General features: G+C 38.7%; 15 protein-coding genes. 7 read left to right on the top strand and 8 right to left on the bottom strand.

What is annotated here, in order from left to right:
* Window positions 1–56: 56 nt before the first annotated feature.
* The 6 genes from ACXIUD_RS01105 to ACXIUD_RS01080 all read right to left on the bottom strand — a co-directional run bounded on the left by ACXIUD_RS01105 (window position 57) and on the right by ACXIUD_RS01080 (window position 7,235).
* Window positions 57–1,451, bottom strand: coding sequence for a peptidylprolyl isomerase (locus tag ACXIUD_RS01105; RefSeq protein WP_458050800.1), 1,395 nt, complete (start codon window positions 1,449–1,451; stop codon window positions 57–59).
* Window positions 1,444–2,331 (bottom strand): peptidylprolyl isomerase, encoded by an 888-nt coding sequence (locus tag ACXIUD_RS01100; RefSeq protein WP_458050799.1) that lies wholly within the window; start codon window positions 2,329–2,331, stop codon window positions 1,444–1,446. Before ACXIUD_RS01100 ends, ACXIUD_RS01105 begins: the two co-directional genes overlap by 8 nt.
* A complete protein-coding gene (locus ACXIUD_RS01095; protein WP_458050798.1) occupies window positions 2,291–4,300 on the bottom strand; it encodes a peptidylprolyl isomerase in 2,010 nt (669 codons plus the stop codon). Before ACXIUD_RS01095 ends, ACXIUD_RS01100 begins: the two co-directional genes overlap by 41 nt.
* Window positions 4,301–4,392: 92 nt before the next feature.
* Window positions 4,393–4,797: an ATP-binding protein gene (locus ACXIUD_RS01090; RefSeq protein ID WP_458050797.1), complete on the bottom strand. Its 405-nt coding sequence runs from the start codon at window positions 4,795–4,797 to the stop codon at window positions 4,393–4,395.
* 8 nt (window positions 4,798–4,805) lie between these two features.
* Window positions 4,806–5,144 (bottom strand): STAS domain-containing protein, encoded by a 339-nt coding sequence (locus tag ACXIUD_RS01085; RefSeq protein WP_458050796.1) that lies wholly within the window; start codon window positions 5,142–5,144, stop codon window positions 4,806–4,808.
* Between the two features lie 30 nt (window positions 5,145–5,174).
* Complete coding sequence (locus tag ACXIUD_RS01080) at window positions 5,175–7,235, bottom strand: GAF domain-containing SpoIIE family protein phosphatase (RefSeq protein WP_458050795.1); 2,061 nt, start codon at window positions 7,233–7,235, stop codon at window positions 5,175–5,177.
* Between the two features lie 94 nt (window positions 7,236–7,329).
* Between ACXIUD_RS01080 and ACXIUD_RS01075 the strand changes: the two genes are divergently transcribed.
* Window positions 7,330–8,049 (top strand): DUF4197 domain-containing protein, encoded by a 720-nt coding sequence (locus ACXIUD_RS01075; RefSeq protein ID WP_458050794.1) that lies wholly within the window; start codon window positions 7,330–7,332, stop codon window positions 8,047–8,049.
* Between the two features lie 7 nt (window positions 8,050–8,056).
* On the opposite strand, the gene ACXIUD_RS01070 is transcribed toward ACXIUD_RS01075, so the two are convergent.
* Complete coding sequence (locus ACXIUD_RS01070) at window positions 8,057–8,377, bottom strand: DUF721 domain-containing protein (protein ID WP_458050793.1); 321 nt, start codon at window positions 8,375–8,377, stop codon at window positions 8,057–8,059.
* A 3-nt stretch (window positions 8,378–8,380) separates the two neighbouring features.
* Entirely contained in the window at window positions 8,381–9,514 is a 1,134-nt protein-coding gene (gene hemW, locus ACXIUD_RS01065; RefSeq protein WP_458050792.1) for a radical SAM family heme chaperone HemW, read from the bottom strand.
* A gap of 71 nt (window positions 9,515–9,585) precedes the next feature.
* Here hemW and ACXIUD_RS01060 point away from each other — a divergent pair, with 71 nt between their 5' ends.
* The 6 genes from ACXIUD_RS01060 to porL all read left to right on the top strand — a co-directional run bounded on the left by ACXIUD_RS01060 (window position 9,586) and on the right by porL (window position 16,298).
* The gene (locus ACXIUD_RS01060) at window positions 9,586–11,286 is read left to right on the top strand and encodes a hypothetical protein (protein ID WP_458050791.1); all 1,701 of its coding nucleotides are present in this window, start codon (window positions 9,586–9,588) and stop codon (window positions 11,284–11,286) included.
* 3 nt (window positions 11,287–11,289) lie between these two features.
* Window positions 11,290–12,387, top strand: coding sequence for a DUF4271 domain-containing protein (locus ACXIUD_RS01055; protein ID WP_458050790.1), 1,098 nt, complete (start codon window positions 11,290–11,292; stop codon window positions 12,385–12,387).
* A gap of 39 nt (window positions 12,388–12,426) precedes the next feature.
* On the top strand, window positions 12,427–13,200 hold the full coding sequence (locus ACXIUD_RS01050; RefSeq protein WP_458050789.1) for a uroporphyrinogen-III synthase: 774 nt from the start codon (window positions 12,427–12,429) through the stop codon (window positions 13,198–13,200).
* Between the two features lie 73 nt (window positions 13,201–13,273).
* On the top strand, window positions 13,274–14,248 hold the full coding sequence (locus ACXIUD_RS01045; protein WP_458050788.1) for a PorP/SprF family type IX secretion system membrane protein: 975 nt from the start codon (window positions 13,274–13,276) through the stop codon (window positions 14,246–14,248).
* Window positions 14,249–14,365: 117 nt separating this feature from the next.
* Window positions 14,366–15,460, top strand: a complete 1,095-nt coding sequence (gene porK, locus ACXIUD_RS01040) for a T9SS ring complex lipoprotein PorK/GldK (protein ID WP_458050787.1) — start codon at window positions 14,366–14,368, stop codon at window positions 15,458–15,460.
* Window positions 15,461–15,497: 37 nt separating this feature from the next.
* On the top strand, window positions 15,498–16,298 hold the full coding sequence (gene porL, locus ACXIUD_RS01035; RefSeq protein WP_458050786.1) for a type IX secretion system motor protein PorL/GldL: 801 nt from the start codon (window positions 15,498–15,500) through the stop codon (window positions 16,296–16,298).
* Window positions 16,299–16,321 lie beyond the last annotated feature (23 nt).

The following is a 16,321-nucleotide window of genomic DNA, read 5'->3' as shown; positions in this document are numbered from 1 at the left end:
AAACTACTGATTTCAAGCTGATTTTGATTTTAATACAGAGCGTTTTCTAAACCGATTTATCGATCTTGTAAAGCATTACAGCGATCATAAGATGGATCAATGTCAATAAATACCTCCTCTTTGGCAGATAAGAACCATTTGCTCAAAAGTTCCTCTTCTTTCTTCCTTCGTGTGGCAGCTTTTAACTTTTCGTAGTCATCTGTTAAATTGGCTCGGTGTGCTGGATATCGCTGCTTGTAATAAAGGATACGCACTTGTGGACCTTCACGCTCATCTTCAAAACGTATGGGCTTAGTGATGGACCCAACTTTCATAGTGTCCAAGGTAAAATAAAGAATAGGATCCTCTAGGGTACGTAGCGTTAATCGGTTAGATTGTGTCATTGGGTCTGCAAAGAAGCCTCCATTATCGGAAGTTGCCCTATCATTGGAATGGTCTTTAGCAGCTTTTGGAAACTCTATTTTTCCAGCCATGATTTCTGTTCTCAAACTATCAAGAAAGCGTTCTGCTTTTAAAATATCATCTTCACTGGGTTGAGGTTTGATCAGAATGTGGCGGGAATTATACGTATTCCCCCTTCTTTCCAATAGCTGAATCATGTGAATACCAAACATGGTTTCTACTGGATCACTGATTTCTCCAGGTCTGAGTCCAAGCGCCGTAGCTTCAAACTCGGGAGCCAATTCCCCTCTTCTAAAGAATCCTAGCTCTCCACCTTGAATAGCAGACATAGGATCTTCCGAATATTCACGGGCCAAGGACTGGAAATCTGTTAACCCATCTTCGATCATACGTTTGAAATTCATCATGCGCTTACGCACATCTTCTTTTGCTTTATCGTTGACAACAGGTTTACGTACGATTTGACCAACCGTTACTTCGGCGGAGAAGAAAGGGAGGGAATCTCTAGGGATAGCATTGAAAAACCTTCGAACTTCCGCAGGAGACACTGTCAAATCAGCTGTGATTTTTTGTTGCATTTTACCAATGACCTTCTGTTCACGTAGAGCTGATTCGATTTCACTTTTCATTTGATCAGCGGTCTTTCCATACGCTTCGATCAGGATATTTTCATCTCCACCGAATTGCTGCATCATCATAGAGAATCGCTGATCTGCTTCAAACATAACCTCTGCATCCGACACCATGACAGAATCTAGTTCCGCTTTGGCAACCATCAACTTATTAATCAATAAAGATTCAAATACCTCACAACGGGTTGGTGCCTCAAAACCTTGCTGACTTTGAGAAGCAACAGCTTCAATAAATGCTTGTTGTACCTCTGACTCCAACAAAATATAATTGTTGACTTTGGCTACAATCTTGTCAATAATCTGTCCAGTTGGAGGAGTACTTGGGGTCTCTTTTTTCTCTTCTTGCTCTTGGGCATGTGCCAAGCCAATGATCCCTATGAAAAATAGCCAACCAACGGTTAATTTTAATTTATTCATAAATACTGAATTCTTTATTTTCTAATGCGCGCGTAAATATATCTCTATGCAATTGTTCTCTCAACATGTTCACCCGCTTGTTCAAGAGTATTTTAGTTATTTCTTCCCTAACAAACTCTAGCGGTGGTACTTGATTTTGCAATTTGTATTCCAAAATGTCAAAGTAGTAGGAATAATTTTCACCATCAACCTTGATAAAGCTGCCGCTCCTTAGGAGTTGGGCGGTATTGGCTTCATTTTTGAGTGGAGTATTAGCCGTTAATTCACTCAAGCGAATCCAATTATCAATTTCCAAGTAGTAATTGCTGGCAAACTTTAAGCTAAGCTCCATCAATCGATCTTGTTCTTTTTGGCGAATTGCCCGCTCAAATGCATTCTTTTGAGGGCTATTCTTTTCTATTTTAATGAAATTCCCCCGTACGATGGTTTCCTTCAAGGTGAAATTATCCTTATGGGACTCATAGTACTCGAGTATTTCCTGTTCTTTTATTTCTTCATCAATCTGAGTATTGATGTAATTTTTTTCAAATTCATGGATCATTAATGATTCTCTATATTCTTTGATCCGCTGATTAAATTCGGGAGTATTGAAGTTGATGGCCTTGGACGCTTCTGCTATCATCAATTGTTGCCGTACCCATGATTGCACAAATCGGGAGACTGTTGCAGCACTATCCTCTTCTGATAGTTGAGCATTGAGCAAAAACTCTATATCAGAATGTAATAAGCTGTTATTGGCAACTGTTGCTAGTATCCGGTCTTCTTCTTCATTTTGAGTAGATTTTACTTTGAAGAAGTCACAGGACGAAATCAAGAGTAAGCTAAGAATGAAGCTTGAACTAATTATACGCGATTTTTTCGTAGATCTTATTTTTTTCATTCTCATCAATGCTGAAGTTAAATTTTTCCTTCAAATTGGTAATCAGCATATTGTCTAAGTATTCTTGATAGTCTTGGATTACCTTTCCCCTAGTCTCGCTGAGCAGCTTAGGAGCAGCAGGAACTCTTGGGCTTACAATGACGAATTGGGTTTTTCCATTTTGTTTGAGTTCATGGAAAGGCTTATCTACATTGATTCCCTTCAAGACAGGGTGGTTAGCCCACTCGAATAAGCCTTCTTCCATGGTGAACATTAATGGGTCATTGAGTAAGAAGGTATTTTCTAAACGATCTGTTAAGTCTGTTTTATATACCTTGTCGCTCAGGAATCTCCTTACTGAAGGAATAGATTCAGTTTTTGCCATGGTTACCAGAATTGCGTTCACACGCTCATTCCAATAGTAGCGCTCTTGATTTTGTTGGAAGAACCGCTCCAATCCTACACTGTCTTCTAGAGCTTTTTGCCAAACTTGCTCATTCATCAAGGAGAATAGTAAAATACCATCTCTATATTCCTTGAGAAGCATTCGATACTCCTCGTTGTTTTCTTCCAAATCTTGCTCCTCGATTCTATCCAAGGTAGCTGATACATAAGCATTTAACTGGCTTTCAAAGGCAGTCTGTGGCCTACCTGTAATCACTTGATTTTCTTTGTTTTTTACATGTACCAAAAAGTCCTTTACCAAGTAGGATTGGTCCTTCACACGGAAGAGCTCTTGCTGACCCAGTTCTTCCCCTTCCAATGCCGCCAACGCTTCCTTCATATTTTTGTCCTTGGCAAATGCGATCACTCGATCAAAAACTTCCTCGTTTTCTACAAATCCATATCGAGACTTCTGCATGGCTACCACTTGAGATCCAATTAAGCTAGATCGGGAATCTCTCATGATTCTGGATTTGATCATGGGTTCCATTTCTTCAAAAGGAGCAAGTGGTTTCCTTTCTTCTAATCGAATGATATGATACCCATAAGGAGTCTTCACTGGTGGAGAAATTTCACCTTCTTCTTGTAAGGCAAATGCCACTGCTTCAAATTCTGGAATCACTGAGCCCAAGCTAATCCAAGGCAGTCTTCCACCCGTATTCCTAGTGCCAACGTCTTCTGAGAATTGTTGACAAACTTGTTCCCAAATACTTTCCGGCTTTTGTAATTCATTGTAGATTTCTCCTACTTTTCTTAAGGCCCTCTCTTCGGATACGGGATCACCTATCTGAGAACGTACTAGTATGTGGGAAACTCGAATTTCACCTGGGTTTGGTTTTCTATCTTCCAATTTGATAATATGATATCCAAAGTCTGTCAATACAGGCTCAGAGATTTCATTGATCTTTAAATTGTATGCAGCATCTTCAAACTGATAGACCATTTGCATGGCAGTAAAGTATCCTAAGCTCCCATCATTGGTTTGTGCAGATGGATCATCAGAGTATTCTTTGGCCAATTCATTGAAATTTGCACCTGCATCAGCCTCAGACTTCAATTTCTGGGCCATTTTAAATACAGCGATTGAGTCTTCCCTTGAGGCATTGCTGGGGAATTGAAGCAAAATATGACTAGCCTTGATTACTTCCTGCATACGGTTATATGCCTTGAGCAATTCACCTTCCTGTAAGGAGTTTTTGATCAAGTAAGGTTTGATAAGATCTTGCTTGAACATCTCAAACTCCCGGTCAAATTCCTCATTTTTATCCAAGCCCTGACGCTCTGCTTCTTTGACTTTTAACTTGTAATTGATAAATAGCTCCAAGTTTTGATCAAATTCCTCTTGAGTTAAGAGTTCTTCTTTGTTGTCAAACTGTTTGTTTTTGGAAAAGAGATATAAAAATTCATCAGATTGAATTTCCTCCCCTTCAATGACAAGCAAGGGGATACTTTCAACCGTTGTATTTTCCGGCTGGATTAAACCAGTTTTAGGGCTACAGCCAAAAAATAGAATGAGTATTCCGATTAATAAATTCCGTTTATTCATAATTGAATTCAATGCAGCGAATAGAATGCAATGTTACGAATTTATATCAATACTTAGGGGAGAAGAAGCGTATTTACGCTTGGAATTAACAATTATTTGGAATTCACAAGTTTAAAGAGTCGGCAGGTATTTTTTCTGCCATTGGTTTCAAATTCAATTTTATCCATAAATTTTCTAACCAACATGATTCCCAATCCACCTTTACGCTTGGTGGTGATGAGTTGATCAATTTCTGGTTCTTCGTAATCCAAAATGTTGAAACCCGCACCTTGATCATGGATTTCTATTTTAAGGATATCTTCTTCAAGAAGGGCGTTTACCTGAATAAATTCACTCGAATTGCAGGCATGAGAATGGATTATAAGGTTAGCCGTAACCTCTTCCACAGATAGCAATACTTGATGTCTCTCAAGTTCGTTCAAGCTTGTAGACATCAGAAAATCTTCTAAAAACTGCCTTAGAAGGGTCAACTGACCTGTATCACAATATAACTTCAAACTCTGACTCATCCTACCAGTGCCAATGCATCCTCTTTATTGGGACGGATGCTAATCAGTTTATCTAAGCCTAATATTTCAAACACCTGCAATACTTTTGGAGCTAGGCCAAAAATGAAAATTTGAATGCCTTTCTCTTGAAAATCGTCAAGGTAAGACATGAATACGCCAAGCCCGGCAGAAGAAATATAATCTAACTCCCTGCCATCCACCAATATAATGGAGCATTCTTGTGCAAAGATGGACTGAATAGCAGAATCCAAGTCCACCGAGTTACTTGCATCTATTTCTCCTTTAAGGATCAACAGGTGCATTTGCTGCTCTATTTGAATATCAATTTTTAACATGCTCTATTTAACGTGATTATTTGATTTAAGTTAAAGAAATTTTATAACCATTAATGAATAGTCATCGTCTAGCCCTTGATTTTTTCCGATAAACTCAAAAACGCCTTCAATTATCAACTTTTGAATTTCTTCCGGATGCTTATCATGGTGCTTTTCTACGAGTTTTTTTAACCGTTCATAGCCAAATTCTTCTCTTTCTTCATTGCTGGCTTCTACCAATCCATCTGTGTATAGAACCATCAGGTCATGTGGATTGAAATTGATGGTTTTTTCATGGACAAAGTCTTCATATATATCCGTACGGATGATACCTAATCCCATCCCATCGATGCTTAAATAGTCCCATCGCTTCAATTTAGCATCGTAATACAAGGTAGGGCAGTGACCCGCCCGACTGAATTTGATGGTTTTTTTCAGCGTATTGATGATGAGATATGTAGTAGTTATAAATAATTGCCGCTCCAAGCAAAAACTTAAAGCCTTGTTGGCTTTGATCATAAAATCTCTGGGACTTGGATGTAGCTGAACCAAACTTTGGAAAACCCCCTTCATTTGGGACATGTTAAATGCAGCAGAAGTGCCTTTTCCTGATACATCTCCAATGATCACAGCAAATTCATGCTCTCCCAACTGTTGGGTTTCGTAGTAATCTCCTCCAACCTCATCCGCAGCCTCAGAAAAGCCACAGATTTCGAAATATTCATCGTGATGCAATTTTTCTGGCAGCAAGCTCCGCTGTACCCGTTGGGCAATTTTTAATTCCTCTTTGTAGCGCTCGTTTTGGATGGCCTCATTTAAAAGCCGGTGATTTTCTACCGAAATACAGGCCTGTCCTACAAAGGTGCTGATGATATTGAGCATTTCCTTGTTAAAACCTTCTTTCACCTCTTTTAGCAAGAAAATCCTTCCAAAGGTTTGGTTATTAGTCACCAAAGGAAGCATCAAGGCAGATAAATATCCCCCTTGGGAGATTCTTCCCTGATATATTTCGTATTCGTTCTTGGGGTTATTCCATTTAAAAGCAGTAAACGGATCTATACTTTCAATATGAAGTTGAATTTTATCCCGGTCGGATTCTTTGATACTTCTTCGGTGGACAATCTGTGGTCCTAAGTTTTCATCTATTACTTCAATCCAACCAGCATCAGCATAAGACGCACTCATGCAGGAATCTATCAAAATGTCCAACACTTGGGTTTCACTTTGTCCAGGCTTGATGGATTGACTCAGGCGTTGAAAATTAATGGCTTCTGTTAATTTTTGTTCAAAAACAGAAGATGTGGGAAGGTTAAATAAGGTGACAAGTAAGCTGAATAGCGAATATATAAATATAAACCCAAACAGTGCGATCAAAAACAGATTGTCAGTCAGATTAACAAAAACAAGTTCAGTATCGCTGTATGATAAAAGTTGCGAAAACAGATAAATGGTACATATCAAAATGATAAAAAAGAAAAGAATAGACTTCCACTTTTCCTTGAATGTGAGATAAGGTATCCATTTCAAATTGACTGAAAGGGAAATCGAAAAAATGAACATGAACACCATGCCGAATAGGAAACTGTAGTCAAGGGAGTTGTTGTTTAAAAACACAAAAAACATACTCATGAGTAAAATAACCTCAAATGCCTGCCATTGCTGTACAATTCTTTTGGTTTTTTGATAAAGAATCAATCTTCTCCAAAGGATTAATGTAGAAATTAAAAAAATGGTGATTAGCGCAAAATTTACATGGTAGAAGAAGTTTCTAAGTAAAGGGTCCACTGCTAACTTTCCATCTCCTAAAAGAAAATAGATTCCCCGAATGATTAGTGATACAGTTAAAGCTAAGAGACCAGTGGAGGCGGCTCTCCAGATCAACTCCAAAAATTCTGTATTCTTGTTGGAATTGATGGTATAATCATAGAAGATGTAAACCGTGATGAAAAATAGAATTTCCAATGCGTAGGAATATTCCGGACTAATACCGGTACCTAATTGGTTGAGCTCTCCAAAAATTCTGGTGATGTCCACAAATAAAAGCGCCAACCATATCAATACAGCACTAATCAAGCTTAGTTTTCCCGTATGTATTTTAGGCAGTTTTATCATTTTTTGAATATATCGCTACAATAATACTGATTAAACTTTAATTGAATGGTTTCGTTGATTGCTTTGGTACAAAAATGATGAATAAATTTGTAGCATGAAAAAGTTAACCATATTCAAAATTGCAGTTCTATGCTTGTTCCTTGTCGGATGCAATGCCAGTGACCTGAATAAAATTTTACAAGGCATGGGAGGCGGTGGACCATTGACCCAGCAGGAAGTATCCGGAGGATTGAAAGAGGCATTAGTGCAGGGGATCACCAATGGTGCTACCATGGCTTCCCGTCAGGATGGTTTTTGGGGTAATGAGCTGATCCGGATTATGCTTCCGGAAGATGCTAGAAGGGTAGAAAATACACTCAGACAGATTGGGCTTGGTTCGGAAGTTGACAGAGCTTTGTTGTCTATCAATCGTGGAGCTGAAAATGCGGCAAGACAAGCAATTCCTATTTTTACAAGCGCTATTCGCCAATTGACCATTCAAGATGCATTTGCTTTGTTGAGCGGTCAGCAAGATGCGGCTACTCAGTTTTTGAGAAGAACTACCGAAGCTCAATTGGTTGAATTATTTCAGCCTGAAATCCAAAAATCCTTGAATGAAGTTGGGGCAACCCGTTTTTATACGGATATCGCCAATACCTATAATGCTATCCCTTTGGTCAATCGTAGAATTGATCCGGATTTGAATGCTTATGTAACCCAGCAGGCAATCAATGGGCTATTTACTTTAGTAGCTCAGGAGGAAGCAAAAATCCGACAGGATCCTATGCAGCGAACTACTGCCTTGATGCGAAGAGTGTTTGGGTCACAGGATTGATCCGGAATTAAAGAATAACCACTTCCTCAATAAGCTCTTTACCAAATCGCTCTTGAATTAGTTGGATCAACTTGCTTTGATTCATGCGAAGTTCTTGTTTGACCGGTCCAGAGCTTATGGTGGCAAAAAGTTTTTTGTCTTTAATAAAAACAGAAGTGGTCCGGCTTGCAACGGTTTTTCCCATGATTTCTGGCCAAGCCTGAATCAATGCACGTTCATCAAATCTGTCTTTGATCTTGTATGCGCGCAGTAAATCTTCAAAAGCAGTGCTGAGAGGCATTGCTTCTTTTTTTCTAGTCGAAAAGTCTCTGTATTTATCTGAACTCATATCTCAAAGGTAGTCTATAAAGAGGGCACTCGCGATGCTGTCGGCAAGAAATTTTCCTTTTTTGCTTAATCGGATATGTTGTGTGTCAACAATAATCATTCCTTCTGCTTGAAGCTGAGTGACTAAGGGTTTTTTTTCTTCTAATAAATTGATTCCAAATTCAGATTGGATTTTTTGCAAGTCCGTGCCCCAGCTGGTACGCAAAGAAGTTAGCACATACTCATTGAGGATGTCTACAGGCTCCAAGGTTTCTTCCTGCGCCGAAAAATCCCTTGCTTGAATAGAACGGATATAACTATTGTTATTTGAAACTGTTGACCAACGCTTGCTTCCATCAAAAGAATGAGCGCTTGGACCTATGCCAAGGTAACTATGGCCTTTCCAATAGTTGCTGTTATGGATGGCCTCTTTTCCCGGAATAGCAAAGTTGGAGATCTCATATTGTTCGTAACCTGCTTTTTCGGTAGTTTCTATCAAGTGTTGCATCTGCTCTTGTATAAAGCCTTCATCTGCCTCCTCAAATTTTCCGGTTTGGGTCCATTTGGCCAATGCCGTTTTTGGTTCGATGGTCAGACAGTAACTGCTGATATGGCCAGGATTTATTTCCAAAGCGGTAGCTAAGTCCTGCTGCCAAATACTGTGGTCCGTATGCGGGAAGCCATACATTAGATCAATCGATAGTTTTTCAAAGCCAGCATCCTGACTTTTTTTCACCGCAAGCATAGATTCTTGAGCGCTGTGTGCACGGTTATAGAATTTCAATACATGCTCCTGAAAACTTTGGATTCCTATGCTTAAGCGATCTACTCCCAAACTTTTGAATTCTTGTAATTTTTCAATGGTAATATCATCAGGATTAGCTTCCAAGGTACATTCTTCCAAAGAAACTGGGTAATACTTATGAATAGTATTTAGTATCTGCTCAATTGCTTTGGTTGGCAATAAAGATGGTGTTCCACCTCCAAAATAAATGGTACGTATGAGTGGATCTTTTTGTAAAGCATCTTTTCTGTGTACAATCTCTGCAATCAAGGCCTCTGTCATGGCCTCCATCGTGCGATGATTAGTGCTGAAATGAAAGTCACAATAATGACATGCTTGCTTACAAAAAGGAATATGAATATATATGCCAGACAAATTGCTTAATTTTAAATCCCCTTCAAAGGTACTTGAAATTCAAGATTGTGTTTAAAAAAAATAGTTTCTGTTTGAGTCTGCTTTTCTTGCTGTTGTCCATGCAATTGCTGGCGCAAAGGGATTTTTTGTTGGTATATGACGTGAAGGGGGAAATTCCCAAAAGCGGAAGTGCTATTTTCCAGGATTCATTGGAGCGGGAGTTATTTGTGCAGAACTTCTTCAATGATCTCTATAATCGAGGGCATTTATCTTTTGAGTCGAGCAAAAAATACAGAGGAGATTCACTAGACCTTCTCATCCATACAGGGGAAGTGTTTCAATGGGTTTCTTTAGATGTAAGTCCTGTTCAGCAGTTGTTTCCGTTGGTATTAGGAAAGAAAGCAGATCCTGTTATTCAAGATAAATTTTCTTTGCAGGCATTTCAAGAGCTCCGCTTAACAGTCCTTAGTGCGGCTGAAGATTCCGGTTTTCCATTTGCAAGTGTGCAGTTAGATAGTTTGCTCCGAAATGGGAATGAACTGAGCGCCCGCTTATGGATGGATTTGGGTCCCAAGATTACCTTTGACACCATCAAAGTCATTGGCAATTCCAAAATGAAGCCTGCATACTTGCATCAGTTGCTAGATATCAAGGTTGGAGAGAATTTTTCGCAAAAAAAGGTAAACCAAGCCATTGCTATCCTACGGACTATTCCTTATTCCCGATTGACAGGACCGCCTGAATTGAGTTTTCAAAATTCTGAGGCAACCTTATACCTCCCTTTGCAGGATCGGAATCTAAATTCATTGGATGGAATTATTGGTGTATTACCCAATGAATTGGAGGGGGGGAGATTGTTATTGACAGGACAATTTGATCTCAAACTATTCAACATTGGTGGAAGAGGAAGAGATTTTGCTTTGCAATGGCAACGCTTCAATCAATTTTCCCAATTATTGGAGTTGAGAGCTCAGGAGTCTCACTTGCTAGGTTCCAAGCTAAATTTGTCGATTGGGTTTTCCTTATTAAAGGAAGATACCACATTCCTCAACCGAACTTTTAACTTAGGTTTTTCCGTCAATCTCAATCCTGAAAGTCAACTTCGATTTTTTGGTAATCGTCAAGCAAGTGACCTGTTGGCGACTGCGGGTTTATCAGAATTGACAAGTTTGCCGGAAGTGGGGGATTTCAGGTTTACCAATTATGGACTAGGGCATCGTTTTTTTAAAGTGGATGATCGTTTTGACCCAAGAAGAGGTTGGAGTACTGACGTATCATTTACAATTGGCAATAAGCAAATCATCCAAAATACGGCTATACCTCAAGAAGTATATGAAGGAATAGAGCTTCGAACCTTGCAGTATGAGTTGCAAGGACAGTTGAATCATTTTCTACCCATTGGAAATAAGATCACCTTTTTTCAACGCCTTGCATTTGGGACAGTAGAAAACCCCAATTTATTTTTGAATGATTTATTCCGACTGGGAGGGTTGCAGTCTTTTCGTGGCTTCAACGAAAACTTCTTCTTTGTCAATGATTACATCTATCTGAATTTAGAGCCGAGATTTTATTTTGATCGCTATTCATATTTTATGATTTTTGCCGACGTTGGCAGGTTTAGTAATCAAGTGCAGAACAGTCCTACGGATTTCCCATATGCGGCAGGTTTAGGCTTTCGTTTGGAAACTCAATCAGGATTTTTCAATTTTGTATACGCTTTAGGCGGAAGCAATACGCAGGATTTTGCAATCAATCAATCAAAGATTCATTTTGGATACACAGGCAGATTTTAAATAATGGTTAAATTTTGGTTGATTATTAGTTTTGTTTTTTTGGCTGGACTAGGCTTGTCAGCGCAGACCTTGGAGAATTATTCAGGTAACTTCAAGCAACAGTCCAATCGATCCTGGAATTACACAAGTGATGTTATCAGCACAGAGGTGGATGTGAAAAGCTTTCCTGCCAGTATGCTTAAATTGCAGGTGCCTGCTCAAAGTACTGTTTTTCTGCACAATCAGATTTGGTTTTTTGCCCAACAGGATACAGCGATTATAATACCCTTGACTGATGTACATGAGCGCTTTGATTTGGCAGGGCAGCAGACAGTTTCTTTGGTAATTTATGGACAGGGAATTTCTAAGAACAACGTTTTGTTGGAAAAAGGTTACTTTGAGAAGCTCCCAAATTTGATGGAAGTTGTGAATTTGGAGGATACCAATAAAAGGACAGTGTCCTCGTTTAAGGATTTCTACTACTTGAGTATTTGCATCTTGTTTATTCTATTCGGAATTGTGAAATCCGTTTTTCCTGTTGAATTAAATTATATGCTATCACCAAAAGGAGTTATTTCTTTAGGTGATAATTTGGAAGGAAATCCCAAGTTTTTCTCCTTAGATGTGTTGTTTTTCCTGTTTTTGATAGGTCTTGCCATTGTACAGAGTGTCATGTTTTTCCTGTATTACTTTAATGATGGGTTGACTTATTTTTTCAACCCCAGCAATATGAATGATCTATTCTTTAAATGGATTATCGGTTCATTGGTTTTTGTTGGACTATCGATACTAAAATACCTATATTTGAATTTTATGACATTTGTTTTCAATATAAAGAAATTTGAAATCGTACACTTTTTTTATTTGCTTAGGATTATTTCATTGATGGCTTTTACTTTGATTTTATTTCAAATGCTCATCCTTACAAATGATTTGATTGTGATGAAGGATTGGGAGTTGATCGCCAAGAATGTTTTCTTTGCAATTTATCTATTTGCAACTGTATTGCTTTTTGTAGCCATGACAAATCAAGTAGATTTTAAATTTTATCATTTAATTGCTTACCTTTGCACCGCAGAATTATTACCATTCCTAATAGTCTCAAAGTACTTGATATGGTAATAGGCATTGATTCAACAATCTACGAAAGTATAGTAAACCATGACTAAGTCAACCAAAGACAGATTTAATCCGGTAAGAAGTATCTTGGTATCACAGCCAAAGCCAGTGGACGATAAATCCCCTTATTTTCAGTTGGCTGAAAAGTATAAGTTGAAGATTGATTTTAGACCTTTTATTCAAGTTGAGCCTGTTCCTGTCAAAGAATTCAGAAAGCAGAAGATCGAAATTTTGAAACATACGGCGATAATTTTCACCAGTAGAAATGCGATCGATCACTTTTTTACGATTTGCAAAGAGTTGAAAATTGAGATGCCTGCTGATATGAAATATTTTTGTATATCGGAACAGACAGCGCATTATCTGCAGAAGTATATTGTCATTAGAAAAAGAAAATTGTTTGTAGGTCAAAAGACCGCCTCGGATTTGTTTGACTACTTCAAAAAGCATAAATCGGAAAAATATTTGTTTCCATGTTCAGATATAAGGAAAGATGAAATTCCCGAATATTTAGCAAAAATGAATATTACATTTACCGAGGCGATAATTTATCATACGGTGGCTTCTGACCTATCTGATTTAGCTAATATCAAGTATGATGTACTTGCTTTTTTTAGTCCATCCGGTATCAAATCATTGAAACAAAACTTTCCTGACTTTGAGCAGGGCTTTACGAGGATAGCTGCTTTTGGACCGACAACAGCAAAAGAAGTACTTGACCAAGGACTGATTTTGGACATAGAAGCACCGATGCCTAATGCTCCAAGTATGACAGGGGCATTGGAGTTGTACATTAAAAAGGCAAATAATTTGTGATCTTTTTAATCTTTTGTGGTCTTTTTCAGTTTAAATGTTTAGAATAGTAGATTGTTAGATGTTTTAAACTTGCATGGGACTACGAAAACCAACAATTGATAAGCTCTTAGCATGCGTTTTTGTGCTAGCGGTTGTTGTTGTGCTGCCTTCAAAGGCACAACAAGACGCTCAATTTACCCAATATATGTACAACGGTCTCTTTTTTAATCCTGCTTTTGCAGGAAAAGAGTCTGGGTACAGGTTTTCAGCTTTGCACCGCTCCCAGTGGTTGAATTATACAGGTCTTAATGGACCGGCCCCGCTCACACAATTATTGACGGCTACAGGTAGATTAGATAATTTAAATCTAGGATATGGGCTAACGTTTATCAATGATAACATTGGTGCTACGAGCAATCAGGAAGTCAACCTTTCCTTGGGGTATCATAAGCGCTTGAGAAGAGGTGTTTTGTCCTTTGGTATTTCCGGTGGTTTGTTTTCCAGTACATTGAAATATGATCAGTTTGATTTTGTAGATCAGGAAATGATCATCCCCACTTCAGGTGATGAGACTCAAATGAATTTCAATGCGGGTTTCGGAGCAATTTATGATCGTGGAAATTACTTTATTGGAATTAGTAGTCGGCATTTGAATGAACCAGGATTTGATTTTGGAGATGGAGCGATCAATAATCAGCTTCGTAATCATTCTTACATCAATTTTGGATACAGGATAAGAACATTTGCGCTTTGGACTTTTGAGCCAAGTTTTCTAATTAAAACCGTATCCTTTAATAATTTTTCTTACGATCTTGGCGTTATAGCGACACATAATAATAAGATAAGTGGAGGAGTGACCTTTAGAGGTCAAGAATCGGTATCATTATTGCTAGGCTACAGTGTTCTTAGCGATAATTCCTTAAGGATTGGTTATGCTTTTGATTTGGTGGTGAGTAATGTTCAGGCAAAGGCACCGACGAGTCACGAGTTTATGTTGACCTATAATCTTCAACCCTTGGTCCGCGAATATCAGCGTGCAATCCAACGGACACCAAGGTTTAGGTTTTAAAAATATCTTAGAAAATTTGTACTGAAATTTGTTGATTTGACGTAATTTCTTTAAACTTTGAGCTTGTAAACTAGCTAATTTCGGTGGTTGGTTTACGTAACGAATTAAATGTTGATTATGTACAATAATATGAAATCAAAGGGAATTCCCATCTTAGCAGCCTTGGTGATAGCGGTTTCACTACAAGGTTGCGGACTTTTTGGCAAGAAAGGTTCTGCCAGTGAAAGGGATAACAGAAGAGGTGAGGTGACGGGTGTTCCGAAGCGCTCTGGTTGGCAGCAAAGTCTACCGATAGACATGGTCGCTATCAAAGCAGGGACCTTCTGGATGGGCCAAGCTGACGAGGACATAGCCTTCACGCAATCTGCCTTCAACAAACAGATTACTATCTCTGAATTTTACTTGGACAAGTATGAAGTCTCCAATAATAAATACAGGCAATTTGTCGACGCTGTGAGAGAAGGTGTATATGCTTTTGGAACTCCAACCACGTTGAAAGATGCTCCTAGTTTTAATCTGAATGAGGTACTTCCGGATACGACTGTTTGGAACACTAGCTTCACCTATCATTACGGAGATCCTTTGATGGAGTTTTACTTCGATCACCCTGCATTTGACAATTACCCGGTAGTAGGTGTCAGTTGGGAACAGGCGCAGATGTATACTAAGTGGAGGACATACCATCTTAATGCAAATGATAAGTCTGATTTTGACTTTCCTTACTTCAGATTGCCTTCTGAGGCAGAGTGGGAGTATGCAGCCAAAGGAGGAAAAGAAATCGCCAAGTATCCTTGGGGAGGTCCTTATCTTAAAAATAAAAGAGGTTGTTTGATGGCTAACTTTAAGCCCGGTAGAGGGAATTACATTGATGATGGATTTGCTTACACCGCACCCGTAGATGTGTTTGCCCCCAATGGCTTCGGATTGTATAATATGTCAGGTAACGTTGCTGAGTGGGTATTGGATGCATACAACCCAATTGCAAGTTCTTTAACTTGGGATTTGGATCCAGTTTATAATAATGCTAACGAGCCAAGAAAAGTAGTGCGTGGTGGTTCTTGGAAAGATGTAGCCCATTACTTGGAAACGAGCACCCGCACTTATGAATACCAAGATGTAAAAACCGCTCATATTGGTTTCAGAACAGCAATGACCTTCCTAGGTAGATCTGGATCTATGGATGTCAACAATAACAGAAGAAGAAGAAGATAAAAAATAAAATATCATAACAACTCACGATTAGAAAAAAATGGCTAACAAGAATTCTTTCAAGTATAAGTTTTACAGTGATATCATGCCAAAGGTGTATGGTATCGGTGCATCCCTCGTAATTTTAGGAGCTATGTTCAAGATTTTGGACTGGCAAGGTGCGAGTTTGATGATTGGGGTAGGTCTGACTACTGAGGCCATTATATTTTTCCTTTCGGCATTTGAGCCTAAGCAGGAAGAAGTTGATTGGAGTAAGGTGTATCCTGAATTGGCTTCTGATGAACCTTTTACAAGAAAAACAGCCGCTAAAGCCAATACAAATGAGGGGATGACCCAAAAATTTGATGATTTATTAGCAAATGCTAAAATTGGTCCTGAATTATTTGAAAGCTTGGGTAAGGGAATCAACAACCTTGCAGAATCTGCTTCGCAAATGAGCAAAATTTCCAATGCAGCAGTAGCTACCAATGAGTACGCTGAAAATGTGAAGACTGCTTCTAAAACTTTGGTGGACATTAATTCCTCCTATGGCAAGACTGCTGCGGCACTTTCTGAACTTTCTTCAGCTTCAACAGATGCTAAAGCTTATCATGCACAAGTGGTAGAAGTGACTAAAAATCTTTCTTCATTGAATAATGTATATGAAATGGAGCTATTGGATGCGCAGAGTCACTTGAAAACGTTGAATAAGTTTTATTCCAATGTAGCCTCTGCAATGGAAGGCCTATCTGAAGCCGGGAAAGAGACCGAAGCGTTCAAAAATGAATTGGCGAAATTAAATCAAAATGTAAGTTCATTGAATAAAATATATGGTGGTATGTTAACCGCCATGAAAGGTTAATCGATCAATCATCTAGTAGTAAA

The sequence above is a fragment of the Mongoliitalea sp. genome (assembly GCF_054166905.1).
The sequence above is the reverse complement of the archived record's forward strand: the minus strand, read 5'-3'. Positions and strand labels throughout refer to the sequence as shown.

Excerpts from the sequence above, each read along its gene's own strand:
- ACXIUD_RS01105 (WP_458050800.1), bottom strand. The coding sequence starts at position 1,451 with ATGAATAAATTAAAATTAACCGTTGGTTGGCTATTTTTCATAGGGATC.
- ACXIUD_RS01100 (WP_458050799.1), bottom strand. The coding sequence starts at position 2,331 with ATGAAAAAAATAAGATCTACGAAAAAATCGCGTATAATTAGTTCAAGC.
- ACXIUD_RS01095 (WP_458050798.1), bottom strand. The coding sequence starts at position 4,300 with ATGAATAAACGGAATTTATTAATCGGAATACTCATTCTATTTTTTGGC.
- ACXIUD_RS01085 (WP_458050796.1), bottom strand. The coding sequence starts at position 5,144 with ATGTTAAAAATTGATATTCAAATAGAGCAGCAAATGCACCTGTTGATC.
- ACXIUD_RS01080 (WP_458050795.1), bottom strand. The coding sequence starts at position 7,235 with ATGATAAAACTGCCTAAAATACATACGGGAAAACTAAGCTTGATTAGT.
- ACXIUD_RS01075 (WP_458050794.1), top strand. The coding sequence starts at position 7,330 with ATGAAAAAGTTAACCATATTCAAAATTGCAGTTCTATGCTTGTTCCTT.
- ACXIUD_RS01070 (WP_458050793.1), bottom strand. The coding sequence starts at position 8,377 with ATGAGTTCAGATAAATACAGAGACTTTTCGACTAGAAAAAAAGAAGCA.
- ACXIUD_RS01055 (WP_458050790.1), top strand. The coding sequence starts at position 11,290 with ATGGTTAAATTTTGGTTGATTATTAGTTTTGTTTTTTTGGCTGGACTA.
- ACXIUD_RS01050 (WP_458050789.1), top strand. The coding sequence starts at position 12,427 with ATGACTAAGTCAACCAAAGACAGATTTAATCCGGTAAGAAGTATCTTG.
- ACXIUD_RS01045 (WP_458050788.1), top strand. The coding sequence starts at position 13,274 with ATGGGACTACGAAAACCAACAATTGATAAGCTCTTAGCATGCGTTTTT.
- porK (WP_458050787.1), top strand. The coding sequence starts at position 14,366 with ATGTACAATAATATGAAATCAAAGGGAATTCCCATCTTAGCAGCCTTG.
- porL (WP_458050786.1), top strand. The coding sequence starts at position 15,498 with ATGGCTAACAAGAATTCTTTCAAGTATAAGTTTTACAGTGATATCATG.